Source organism: Sulfitobacter sp. SH22 (assembly GCF_965641905.1).
Taxonomy (GTDB): domain Bacteria; phylum Pseudomonadota; class Alphaproteobacteria; order Rhodobacterales; family Rhodobacteraceae; genus Sulfitobacter.
The window spans coordinates 3,045,301-3,057,391 of sequence record NZ_OZ282573.1; the positions used below are offsets into that span (position 1 = coordinate 3,045,301).

The window sequence follows — 12,091 nt, forward strand, 5'->3', positions numbered from 1 at the left end:
TGAAGTCGGAAGCGTTCTGCTGCTGACACCGAATACTGGATGGGAGTGACGTATTGTGAGATACTTATTGGTGGCCGTATTGGGCCTAAGTCTTGCAGGTTGTGGATCCGTTTACCGCACCCCCAAAGTTGTTGAGGGTGTCGCAGGCGGCGCGAATGTTCGGGTTCTGGATCTAAATCCGGAAACAGTCATTCAGGCCAACCGCTCTCCTTACTCTCCGCAAACGCTTCCTGCGTTCTTTTCGCAGACAGCCGGGTCGGGTTCCGGCCCGCGCGGCACTGGTGCGCTTCCTGTTCCGCCGCTTGAAAGTGAATCGCGTCCGGCGGCGCTTGAGATGCGGCTGCCACCGGCTGCGGATCCTGGCCCTTATGAAATTGGTGTGGGTGACGTTGTCTTGCTTGCGACGCCACGCGCCACATCGTCGGTCGAGCAACTTTCGGGTTTGCTTGCTGCGCAGAATTCCCGTCAGGGTTATACCGTTCAAGATGACGGATCGATCAACATCCCCGATGTCGGTCGTGTTCGGATTGCCGGCCTGACGATCGAAGACGCCGAAGCGGCATTGTTCCAGCGGCTTGTCGAAAACCAGATTGATCCGACGTTCAGCCTGGAAATTTCCGAATTCAATTCGCGCAAAATCTCGATCGGGGGGGCTGTTGCCTCGCCGACTGTGGTTCCTGTGACGCTCACACCGCTGTATCTGGAAGAGGCGCTGGCCGCTGCCGGTGGCATCACGGTTGAGGATCAGGACTATGCGTCGATCCGCTTGTACCGCGATGGCACGTTGTACCAGATTCCGCTAACCCAGCTATATTCGCGCGCAAGTCTGACAAAGACACGCCTGTTGCCGGGTGATGCGGTGTTTGTGGATACCGAATACGAACTGTCTCAGGCTCAGGATTATTTCACCCAGCAGATCACTCTGGTGCAGGCACGCCAATCTGCACGTTCCTCCGCCTTGGCAGAATTGCAGGCCGAGGTCGGCTTGCGCCGTGCGAACCTTGACGAGGCACGCAGCAACTACAAGGCACGCGTCGATCTGGGTGCCGATAAGCGCCAGTATGTCTATCTTGCTGGCGAGGTTGGCAAGCAATCGCGTTTCGCCCTTCCATACGAGCGGACAGCAAGCCTTGCGGATGCGTTGTATGATGCAAATGGTGTTGCGTCTTTGACGGGTGATGTTTCGCAAATCTATGTGTTGCGGTCCTCGTCTGATCCGCGCGAGTTCGGGGCGATTACAGCGTGGCATCTTGATGCACGTAACGCTGCGCATTTTGCATTGGCCCCACGGTTTGAACTGCGCCCGGATGACATCATCTTTGTCGCGCAGCAGCCCGTCACCAAATGGAGCCGTGCTGTTTCGCAGATCCTGCCGCAGATATTGAGTGTTGGAAGCGCCGTTACCAACTGATCTGTATCGAGTTATACCAGAAGGCCGGGTTCACGCCCGGCCTTTTGCGTTGCGACCCCTGCCCAATTCAGACTGTTTACGCATAAAGAACAGTCTGATCCTCAAATTCACCCAATCCTTGCCCAATTTCGGCCACATCACCGGATTATTCCTTAAAAGGTCAATAATCTGGGCGGAGTGCCGGAATGTATCTTTCAGTTGTTATCCCGTGCATGAACGAGGAAGAGTCGATCCCCGGTCTGGTGGAGCGTCTTGCGCAGGCCATCAAGCCCTGGAAAGATCAGGCTGAGATCATCCTGGTCGATGACGGATCAACCGATGCCACCTGGAAAGCTATTGAAGCTGCGAAACTGATCTGCCCCCAGCTGGTCGGTGTCAGGCTGTCTGCGAACCGGGGTCATCAGATTGCGCTGACTGCGGGCCTCGAGGCGTCGCAGGGCGACCGCATCTTTATGCTGGATGCCGATCTGCAAGACCCGCCAGAGCTGCTGACCGATATGATGTTCATGATGGATCGCGGTTTTGATGTTGTATACGGCCGCCGCAGCGAACGTCGTGGCGAAACGATGTTCAAGAAAGCCACGGCGCATCTATTCTACCGTTTCCTGAATGCCATGTCCGATGTGCCGATCCCGCAGGATACCGGCGACTTCCGCCTTGTGAACCGTCGTTCGCTGGACGCGGTTCTGGCGATGCCGGAAAAAGCGCGGTTTATCCGTGGCATGTTTGCCTGGGCCGGGTTCAAGCAGGTTGGCATCGAATACATCCGCTCACCCCGCGAATTGGGCGAAACCAAGTACCCGTTCCGCGCCATGCTGCGCTTTGCGATCGACGCGATGACAGCGTTTTCGACCAAGCCGCTCAAGCTGGCGACGCGCCTGTCGTTTATCAGCTTGTTCATGGCGGCCCTGATGGCGGTCTACGTGATCTACTCGCTTGTTGTGTACCAAACCGCGCCCGGTTGGGCATCTGTGGTGCTGGCCGTCAGTTTCTTCTCGGGCGCACAATTGCTGACCTTGGGAATTCTGGGCGAATATATCGGCCGCCTTTATGTCGAAGCCAAGAACCGCCCGATGTATTTCGTCAGCGAAGACACCCGCGACGTCGCACCTGTTAGCCGCCGTTTGCGTGCCTGATGCAGATTCTGCAACATAAACTGATCCGGTTCGGGATCGTCGGGGGCGGCACGGCATTAGCCTATGTGTTGCTGTACCTGACGTTTCTGGCGGCTGATCTGCCGCAGGTTTTGGCCAATGGTTTGGCCTTTTTGCTGGCCGTGATGCTGCAATATGTCGGGCAGGCCGCGTTTACCTTTGGCCGCCAGTTGAACGACTTTGGCCAGATTTTGCGTTTTGTTGTGATGGTTGGTCTCGGCTTTGCCAGTTCTGCGCTGATTACGGCGGTTCTGCCTGCCATGACGGGCACGCCAGATTGGACCGCTGCGGCGATCGTGACGGTCTATCTGCCCGTACAGAATTACATCTTCATGACCCTGTGGGTCTTTGCTTCTCCTTTTTCTAAAACGGAAATTACATCATGAGCCATATATATAACGATACGTTTTTCGACTATATCAACCAAAGTGCGCGCGCCTCGGCCAAGCCGATGATTGCCTTGCTGTTCCCCAAGCTTGCGCCGCAAAGCGTGATCGATCTGGGCAGTGGTCGTGGCGTCTGGCTGGATGAATGGCAAAAAGCCGGTGCGTCCGATGTTCTGGCCGTCGATGGTGATTATGTGAACCGCGATCAACTTGCAGTCGCGCCCGAGGATTTCTTGGCCGCTGATCTGACACAGCCTGTTGAAACAGGCCGTCGTTTCGATCTGGCACAAAGCCTTGAGGTCGGTGAACATCTGCCCACCAGGGCATCCGAAACGCTTGTCGATAGTCTGACAAATGCGTCGGATCGCGTGTTGTTTTCGGCTGCGGTCACGGGGCAAGGCGGAGAGTTTCATGTGAATGAACAGCCGCTGTCCTTTTGGCAGGATTTGTTCGCTGCCCGTGGGTATGTCGCGTTTGATTGCGTCCGTCCCGATCTGAAAAACAACACGGATATCGCCCCTTGGTACCGGTTTAACGCGATCCTGTACGTGAATGCCGCTGGTCGCGAGGGGCTGCCACAGGATATTCTGGATACCGAAATCGCTGCTGGTCAGCCCGTCAGGAATGCGGGTAATTTGGGATGGCGTTTGCGTTTGGCGACAGTCAGATTGCTGCCGCGCCCTGCGGTCACCTTTATCGCTCAGGCACGGGCCTTGATTTTGGCCATTCGTGCCCGCCGCGCAAAGACAGTTGGCACCGTATCGGCATGACTGCGGCGATGACGACGAACATCGGAGCTGCGCAAGACAGCAAAACTTTGCAGCTTTTTCCCACATTTCTGGTGGCGCTGATTGCTGTAACGATCATGTCGGCCATGAATCTGGCTGATCCGATGATCAGGCATGACGATTATCCCGCACTTTTCGCTGATGCGCCGTTGTTTTGGAACAAGACGCTGCACGAAGGGCGCTGGCTGAACTATATCTGGCACCTTCGCGAGGTGGTGACGCCGGCGTGGTTGAACTTTGCCGTCTATCAATCTTGCTGGGCTTTGTTTGTTGCGTCGCTTGCTGTGGTGGCAAGTGGTCGCAAGGGCACCAATTGGTTCACCTTGCTCATGGTTTTGATGCTGATGGTATCACCATCCGCGATGCTGATTTCGGTCTGGTTTAACACGTTGATCCCCGGCCTTGCCGTCGTCGCCTTGTTCGGGCTGCTTGCCTGCAAGGTTTCAAGCGGGACGTTGCGCGCGCTTTTGCCCGGGTTCGTGATCGTCAGCTTTATGGCTTACACGACCTATCCCCTGCTTTTGCTGGCGGTCTGTATCGCCAAGACCGAGGATCATTCCCTGCGTGATCTTGCGGGATTGCTGTTCTTGTTCTGCGCCAGTTTTGTTGCAGCGGTTCTAACCGTTTATGCGATCAATTGGCAGGTGCACGGGGTCTTCGGTGTGCCCATGGCAGACTGGCGCGAGGCCACATCGGCGAGCGGGTTTGCCGGTATCGTTCAAAACATCCCCAAACTTGAGGAATCGTTCAAGGTTATCTTTAACCGCAACGGTTTTGCCTTCCTGCCGTTGATGTTGTTTTTCCCTGCCCTTTCGATCACGTCTTTTGTCGTTCTGTTCAAACGTGCCCCCTTGGAAGGATTGTACATCCTGAGCGGGCTGGCTGTTGGCATGGCGCTTGTGATTGTGCAGGTTCTCAAGATCGGGGTGATCGTCCCGCCCCGGGCTTTTGTCTTTATGTGGGTGTTCGCCGTATTGGCGATTGTCCGTGCGGTTCAGTTGATGAGCGTTAAAAAAGGGTTGCCAGCGCGTCTGGGTCAGAATGCGATTTTGCTGATCATCTGCGTTTATTTCATTCAGATTTTTCTGTTCTACGGTCAATTCCGCGCCTGGCATGCGGACACAAAGGCAATCGCGCAGGAAATCGCGCCGCTCAAGGGTGAGGTATTTGTTTACGGCAATCCGATGTTCATCGCGTCGGGACAAAAGGCCAGCATTCAGTCGAACGAGGCGCTGACCCTCCGGTTAAAGCACCTGACTGGCCGTGATGTGATCGCCTGCGATAAAACGCCCGATCTTTGCCCGGCGCAGCCCGATCTTGGCGATACCGGTCTAACCGAAATCCATGTGCGGACCACAGATGCAGGTATATTTGTGATCTTTACCCCGCTCAAAAATTTCAAATCAAACGGGGTTTGAAAGCTCGGCCAGCAGGGGCGGGTTTGCACCTGCGCGCGACACGGTGATTGCGGCGACTTCGGCACCCAGACGCAAAGCCGCCAGCGCATCGTCGGCAGATAGTTCTGCAATGCCCTGTTTCGTTAGGCAGCCCAGTTGCGACAGCTTGGCCAGCACCCCTGCGTTAAAGGTGTCACCGGCACCGACCGTATCGACGACCGTGACCTTGCGGGCTGCGGCCTCGACGGTTTCGCCGCTTGCAAGATAGGCCTTTGCGCCAGCGCTGCCTTTGGTCACAATCACGACTTTTGGCCCCTGCGCCATAATTTGGGCAGCCTTTTCATCAAGGGGTGCAGCGCCGTCGATCATCCAGTGCAGGTCATCATCGGATACCTTGAGAATATCGCAAGCAGCGATCATGGTGGCCAACCGCACCCGATAGGCGGTGGGGTCGGTTATGAATTGCGGGCGAATGTTGGGGTCAATCATGATGACGCGGTTCGCTGATTGATCAACAGCAAGCGCTGCATAGAAATCGGCGGCGGGCATGCCAATCAGGCTGATGCCCCCGAAATACAGCGTGCTGACCGTGCCGGGGATTGCCGGAAGGTTCGCTGCATCAAGCGAGCGGCCCGCGGTGTTTTCATCATAGAATGTGTAGGTGGCATTGCCGCCGGACAGTTGCACAAAGGCCAGCGTTGTTGGCCGGTTTGCGAAGATGACCTGCGACGTGTCGATGTTGCTTTCTTGCAAGGCGTCGCGCAATTGGGTGCCGAACATGTCGGTCGACAGGCCAGAGACAAAGCCGACGGGCTGTTCAAGCCGCCCCAACGCGCGGGCGGTGTTGAACACGGCACCGCCAACATGGGGCGTGAATGCGCCGTTATCTTCGATCATGTCGATCAATGCTTCTCCGCAACACAGTATCATGGTGTCCCCCAGCCCTTGCACTTTGGAATTTGATAAGGGTGTGAGCGCTAACGGTCCAGAGAAAACTTAGACCATTGCCCATGGTCAGCCAGACGGTAAGATGCGGTAACTCGGGGAGTATCCAGTGGAATTTGACTATATCATCGTGGGGGGCGGCACTTCGGGCTGTGTTCTGGCCAACCGGCTTTCTGCCAACCCCAAGACCCGCGTGCTGCTGCTTGAGGCGGGAAAAGACGATAATTATCACTGGGTACATGTGCCGATCGGGTATTTGTACTGTATCGGCAACCCTCGCACCGACTGGATGATGAAAACGGCGGCAGAGCCGGGTTTGAACGGGCGGTCTTTGTCTTATCCACGGGGCAAATTGCTGGGCGGCTGTAGTTCTGTGAATGGCATGATTTATATGCGCGGGCAGGCTGCGGATTACGACGGCTGGCGGCAGATGGGCAATGTGGGCTGGAGCTGGGATGATGTCCTGCCCTATTTCCTGAAAAGCGAAGACCACCATGATGAGGCCAAGCCATTGCACAGCTCTGGTGGTGAATGGAAAGTATCGCGGCAACGGTTGCGGTGGGACGTTCTGGAAGCGGTTCAGGAAGGCGCGAAAGAGTTCGGCATAGAGCCTACGTTAGACTTTAATTCAGGCACAAACGAGGGATCAGGCTTTTTCGAGGTGAACCAGAAGAATGGCGTGCGCTGGAACACATCCAAGGCATTCCTGCGCCCTGTGATGCAGCGGAAAAACCTAAAGGTCATGACGCAGTCCCATACACGGCGGGTGATTTTGGATGGCAAGCGCGCAACGGGGGTGGAGTTCGAGCATAATGGCCGGGTCGTAAAGGCCACTGCGGCGGCAGAGGTTATTTTGGCAGCCGGCGCGATCAATTCGCCCAAGCTGTTGGAGCTTTCGGGCATTGGGCAGGCTGACCGCTTGTCAGATTTGGGAATAACGCCGCTGCACGAGCTGCAAGGGGTCGGTGAAAACCTGCAAGACCACCTGCAAATCAGAACCGTATTCAAAGTTACCGGTGCAAAAACCCTGAACGAGGTGGTCAATAGCCTTTGGGGGAAGGCCAAGATCGGGATGCAATACGCGCTTACCCAAAGCGGGCCGTTGTCGATGGCCCCCAGCCAGTTCGGGATGTTCACCAAAAGCGATCCGAGCCTTGAGACGCCTGATCTGGAATATCACGTCCAACCCTTGTCGACGGACAAGCTGGGCGATCCTTTGCATCCGTTTCCGGCGATCACGGTGTCGGTGTGCAACCTGCGCCCGGATTCGGTTGGCGCGACGCATATCGACAGCACCGATATCAACCGGCAGCCTGATATTCGCCTGAATTACCTAAGCACAGAACGGGACCGGATGGTCGCCGTTCAATCCATCAAGCAAGCGCGGCAATTGATGACTGCGCAGGCGCTGGAAAAATACCAACCGGAAGAAATGTTGCCCGGCACACATATCGCGACAGATGATGAATTGCTGCGTGAAGCCGGAAATATCGCCACGACGATCTTTCACCCTGTTGGCACATGCAAGATGGGCAGCGACGAACGCGCCGTTGTTGATACGGAATTGCGGGTGCATGGGATTGAGGGGTTGAGGGTGGTTGATGCGTCGATCATGCCGAAAATCGTATCGGGCAACACCGCGTCGCCTGTTATCATGATCGCGGAACGTGCAGCTGATATGATATTGTCGAAATCGCGCTAGGCGTTTTGGGCTGATTAGAGACGGCTATAGGCTCTGATACGGGGTTTTGGCGACTATATTATCAGCGGGCAAAAATGCTGTCTTTGTGCTGGGCCAGATAAATGCGAAGCCATGGGGTGAATTTTTCCGGCTCATCGCGGGTCTGCTGGGCGAGGTCGTCCAGATCGACCCAGGCGGTGTCCATGACCTCGTCCGGGTTTGGATGAATGCTGGTAAAGGCGATTGCTTCGGCTGTGTAGATATCGACCAGTTCATGTTCGATCAGACCGTTGCCGACATCAGCGCGGTATTCGATCTGGTCGCGATGTATCAGGCGCAGGCCGCTGATCCCCAGTTCTTCGTCCAGACGGCGATTGGCGCAGGCCAAAGCGGGTTCGTCCCAAAAAGGGTGCGTGCAACAGGCGTTCGCCCAAAGCCCCGGTGTATGATATTTTGACAATGCGCGGCGCTGGATCAACGTTTCGTTTTCACGCATGACAAAGACCGAAATCGCTTTGTGACGCAGCCCGCGTTGGTGCACCTCCAGCTTTTCAACGGGGGTCAGCGCCCCGCCAACCCATGCCGGGATCATCATGCTCATGTCGTTTTCCGAGTGATTTGGCGGATTCGAATTGCCAATGTCCTGATCCTAGTTTCGATACGCGGCGGTCGCCGCGGCCTCGTGGGCCTGTTTTAAATATAGTTCCTGATTTCCGCTTTTGTATATCTAACACAGCAGGGTGGTGAATATACAATTTCGCGGCGGATCAATGCCTGTCGCTTAAGCCGTCACGAGACCCCGCCAAGCGACAGCGTGGTTTCGATCTGTTCATCCGTGTAGCCCAATCCCGCGAGGAGTTCGCGCGTGTGGGTCTGCCCGTTGGACATTTCAGGCGGGGTTGTTTCGATCGAGGAATAGCGCGGTGCAGGGGTCGGTTGGCGAACACCGCCAGCTGTTACAAAGGTATCCCGGCTGCGGTTATGGGGGTGATCCGGCGCTTCGGTCAGGGACAGGATCGGGGCATAGCAGGCATCAGAGCCAACCATGATACCATCCCATTCGTCACGGGTTTTCGCGGCGATCACCTTGGCCAGTTTGTCGCGCATGTCGTCCCATTTTTGCGGATCATTTTGCGCAACCATATCAGGATCACCGGCAAGGCCGGTCAGTTCCAGCATCTTCGCATAAAACTGCGGTTCAATCGGACCAAGAGAGATGAATTTGCCGTCGCGGGTTTCGTAGACGTCATAGAAATGCGCACCGGTGTCCAACATGTTGACCCCGCGTTCATCCTTCCACCAGCGTTGGCCATGAAAGCTGTAGATCATCGACATCAGCAAGGCAGACCCGTCGGTCATGGCAGCGTCGATTACCGTGCCGGTGCCACCCCGTTGGACGTGCAAAAGCGCAGATACCATGCCAAAGGCCAGCATCATCGCACCACCGCCGAAATCGCCCATCATATTGATCGGCGGCGTGGGCTTTTCCCCTTTGCGGCCAAAGGCATGAAGGGCACCAGACAGTGCGATGTAGTTGATGTCGTGACCGGCCATCTGGGCATAGGGGCCGGTCTGGCCCCAGCCTGTCATGCGGCCGTATACCAATTTCGGGTTCAGGTTCAGCATGTCGTCGGGGCCAAGGCCAAGCCGTTCCATGACACCGGGGCGGAACCCTTCGATCAGGCCGTCTGCGGTCGCGATCAGATCGCGCAGAACCGCCTTGCCGCTGTCGGTTTTCATATCAATCGCGATACGTTTGCGGGACCGCAGCAAGATGTCGGTGCTGGCGTCGCTTTCGGGGCCGCCCTGAGTGCCACCGGGGCGTTCAATACGGATCACTTCGGCCCCGTGATCGGCAAGCATCATGCAGGCAAAAGGGCCGGGGCCAAGACCCGCAAATTCGATGATGCGCAAACCGTCGAGTGGACCGGGCATGGGGGTTCTCCTATTCGAAATTAGCTTTGCGTTTCTGCAAGAAGGCGGTGACGCCCTCGGTAAAGTGTGGATGTTTTCCGGCTGAGGCCTGGGCATCGCGTTCTTCATCCAGTTGCGCCTCAAAGCTGCCATCGCCCGCTTGCCACAAAAGCTTGCGCATCAGGCCAAGCGCGTGGGTCGGCCCCTTGGCCAAGCGCGTTGCGTAGTCTCGGGCGGTGGCCATGACGGCGTCGTCCTCGACAACTTTGGTGATCATGCCCCAGTCGAACGCCTGTTGCGCAGGGAGCTTTTCACCCAGAAGGGCCAGTTCGGCGGCACGCACACGCCCGACATTGCGCACCAGCATCCACGTGGCACCCCCATCGGGCACCAAGCCGATATGGCAAAATGCCTCGAGGAAATAGCTGTTCTTGCCAGCGACGATGATGTCACCCGCCATTGCGATTGACGCGCCGATGCCCGCGGCGGGGCCGTTTATGGCTGTGATCAGGGGCACATCCAGATTGCGGATCGTCATCATCATAGGGTTATAGGCCAGACCCAGCGATGATCCTGCGTCGATATCGCCGGGTTTCGCGGTTGGGCTGGCATGCAAATTCGCACCGGAGCAGAACGCGCGGGAGGAGCCGGTAAGGATAATCACCCGGCTGGTTTTGGCCGCGTTTTCCAATGCAGCGCTCAGCGATACCGCCAGATTTGGGGTCAAGGCGTTCAGGGTGGTTGGGTCGTCCAGCGCGATCGTCGTTACGCCGTCCGAGGTGTCGATTTTTAGGCCGTTTGTCATATATATCTCCCGATTTTGGGCAGCAAAGCATTGATCGCGGGGATAGGCAAACGGGTGTTTGCCGTTCGGCGGCCCAACGGGTCGTTAACGGGTTTCACGCAGCTTGGCCAAGAACCGATGCCCAAGCCATGGAGCCCAGTAATGTCAGATACTTCACCGATCCTGTCGATGCCCTATATCCAGCCTGCGCAAGCGCAAAAGCACGTGACCCACAACGAGGCCCTGCGGCTTTTGGATGTGGTTGTGCAGTTGGCGGTTGTGTCTGTGGATCACTCCGTTCCGCCCGCCACAGCGGTCGAGGGGGACCGCTATGTCGTGGCATCGAATGGTCAGGCGGAATGGGCGGGGCAAAGCGGAAATATCGCGGCTTTTATTGACACGAGCTGGCAGTTTTTTACGCCCCTTGCAGGGTGGACGGCGCAGGTGCTGGATACCAAAACCACAGTCGTTTTTGATGGCGCGGCTTGGGTCGCTGCTGTTTTGGATAATTTGCCGGGCCTTGGCATCGGGGCAAGCTTTGACAGCTATAACAAGTTGGTTGTGTCATCGGATGCGGTGTTGCTGAACAATGCCGGCGGCGGGCATCAGCTCAAGATTAACAAGGCATCCCAAGGTGATACAGCAAGTCTGTTGTTCCAGACAGGATATGGCGGGCGTGCTGAAATGGGCATCGCAGGCAGTGATGATTTCGCCCTGAAGGTCAGCGCGGATGGCGCGAGTTGGGTTGAAGCGTTGCGTGTTGATGCGGTGACGGGGCGCATTACGACTGCGATTGCAGGATGGCGCGAAATGTTGACCGCGCCGCGCAATTATTTCGTTGACCCGGCATCGGGGAGTGACGCAAATGACGGCTTGTCAGCCGGTGCGGGTGCGTTTGCCACGCTCCCCAAGGCATTTGCGGCGGCGCAGGCAATTGATACCGGTGGCCACGATATCACCGTTCAGCTTGCGCACGGCACCTATGGTTTGGTGCAACCGATTGTGGTCAGGCGCGCGTTGGTCGGCGGCGGGCAGTTGATCGTCCAGGGGGATGTGGCGGCACCGGGGATGGTCGTCGTTGATGCCGTGGAACAGGCGTTTGCCATTTCTGCTGGTCAGGTTTTGCTGCGCGGCATCAAGGTGCAAAACGCGAGTGCCGTGGCGGCTGCATTATCTGTGACAGGTCAAGCGCATCTGATGGTCGATGCTGTTGTTTTCGGTGATGCCGGTGGGCATCTTGAGGGGGTCGCCGCCCGCCTGTCATTGGAAGGCGCGTGTTCGATCGACGGGAACGCCGGCTTTCACCTGCGTCTGACTGACGGGGCGCAGTTTAACGGGAACGGGCATAGTGTGACCTTGGCGGGGACGCCGGAATTTCTTGATGCGTTTTGCATCTGTACACACGCCAGTGTCGCGCGTTTTGCCGGGCAAAGCTTTGTTGGGAGCGCCCTTGGCGCAGGCTATGATCTGGCCGCGAATGGCGTCATCGACAGCGGTGGCGTGACCCTTCCGGGTGACAGTGCCGGGGTGGTGCAGACGGGCGGGATTTATCTGTGATGTCCAATCGATCAAATTCGCGGTGAATGCCATTAAGTTGCCACAGAGCACATAGGAGCGGTTAACGAAGCTTG

11 protein-coding genes are annotated in these 12,091 nt (G+C 56.8%); 7 read left to right on the forward strand and 4 right to left on the reverse strand.

Annotation, left to right across the window (positions count from 1 at the left end):
• Window positions 1-55: 55 nt before the first annotated feature.
• The 5 genes from ACSQ13_RS16930 to ACSQ13_RS16950 all read left to right on the forward strand — a co-directional run bounded on the left by ACSQ13_RS16930 (window position 56) and on the right by ACSQ13_RS16950 (window position 5,157).
• Window positions 56-1,411 carry a polysaccharide biosynthesis/export family protein gene (locus tag ACSQ13_RS16930; RefSeq protein WP_295511004.1) on the forward strand — a complete coding sequence of 452 codons (1,356 nt, stop codon included), beginning with the start codon at window positions 56-58 and terminating at the stop codon, window positions 1,409-1,411.
• A gap of 185 nt (window positions 1,412-1,596) precedes the next feature.
• Entirely contained in the window at window positions 1,597-2,547 is a 951-nt protein-coding gene (locus tag ACSQ13_RS16935) for a glycosyltransferase family 2 protein (RefSeq protein WP_176250259.1), read from the forward strand.
• Entirely contained in the window at window positions 2,547-2,951 is a 405-nt protein-coding gene (locus ACSQ13_RS16940) for a GtrA family protein (RefSeq protein WP_176250258.1), read from the forward strand. The genes ACSQ13_RS16935 and ACSQ13_RS16940 overlap by 1 nt, the downstream gene beginning before the upstream one ends.
• Window positions 2,948-3,721: a methyltransferase domain-containing protein gene (locus tag ACSQ13_RS16945; protein ID WP_295511007.1), complete on the forward strand. Its 774-nt coding sequence runs from the start codon at window positions 2,948-2,950 to the stop codon at window positions 3,719-3,721. Before ACSQ13_RS16940 ends, ACSQ13_RS16945 begins: the two co-directional genes overlap by 4 nt.
• 8 nt (window positions 3,722-3,729) lie before the next feature.
• Window positions 3,730-5,157 (forward strand): hypothetical protein, encoded by a 1,428-nt coding sequence (locus ACSQ13_RS16950; RefSeq protein ID WP_255200189.1) that lies wholly within the window; start codon window positions 3,730-3,732, stop codon window positions 5,155-5,157.
• On the opposite strand, the gene ACSQ13_RS16955 is transcribed toward ACSQ13_RS16950, so the two are convergent.
• Complete coding sequence (locus ACSQ13_RS16955; protein WP_295511009.1) at window positions 5,143-6,066, reverse strand: carbohydrate kinase family protein; 924 nt, start codon at window positions 6,064-6,066, stop codon at window positions 5,143-5,145. The genes ACSQ13_RS16950 and ACSQ13_RS16955 overlap by 15 nt on opposite strands.
• 124 nt (window positions 6,067-6,190) lie before the next feature.
• Between ACSQ13_RS16955 and ACSQ13_RS16960 the strand changes: the two genes are divergently transcribed.
• Window positions 6,191-7,783, forward strand: a complete 1,593-nt coding sequence (locus tag ACSQ13_RS16960; protein ID WP_295511012.1) for a GMC family oxidoreductase — start codon at window positions 6,191-6,193, stop codon at window positions 7,781-7,783.
• A 61-nt stretch (window positions 7,784-7,844) separates the two neighbouring features.
• Here the strand turns inward: ACSQ13_RS16960 and idi are convergent, their stop codons facing one another.
• From idi to ACSQ13_RS16975, 3 genes are all read right to left on the reverse strand, one after another.
• On the reverse strand, window positions 7,845-8,363 hold the full coding sequence (gene idi / locus ACSQ13_RS16965; protein WP_295511014.1) for an isopentenyl-diphosphate Delta-isomerase: 519 nt from the start codon (window positions 8,361-8,363) through the stop codon (window positions 7,845-7,847).
• Between the two features lie 188 nt (window positions 8,364-8,551).
• Window positions 8,552-9,697 (reverse strand): CaiB/BaiF CoA transferase family protein, encoded by a 1,146-nt coding sequence (locus tag ACSQ13_RS16970; RefSeq protein ID WP_295511016.1) that lies wholly within the window; start codon window positions 9,695-9,697, stop codon window positions 8,552-8,554.
• A gap of 10 nt (window positions 9,698-9,707) precedes the next feature.
• Window positions 9,708-10,481 carry an enoyl-CoA hydratase-related protein gene (locus ACSQ13_RS16975; protein WP_295511019.1) on the reverse strand — a complete coding sequence of 258 codons (774 nt, stop codon included), beginning with the start codon at window positions 10,479-10,481 and terminating at the stop codon, window positions 9,708-9,710.
• Window positions 10,482-10,622: 141 nt separating this feature from the next.
• On the opposite strand from ACSQ13_RS16975, the gene ACSQ13_RS16980 reads away from it, so the two are divergent.
• Window positions 10,623-12,017, forward strand: a complete 1,395-nt coding sequence (locus ACSQ13_RS16980; protein WP_295511022.1) for a DUF2793 domain-containing protein — start codon at window positions 10,623-10,625, stop codon at window positions 12,015-12,017.
• Window positions 12,018-12,091: the final 74 nt, after the last annotated feature.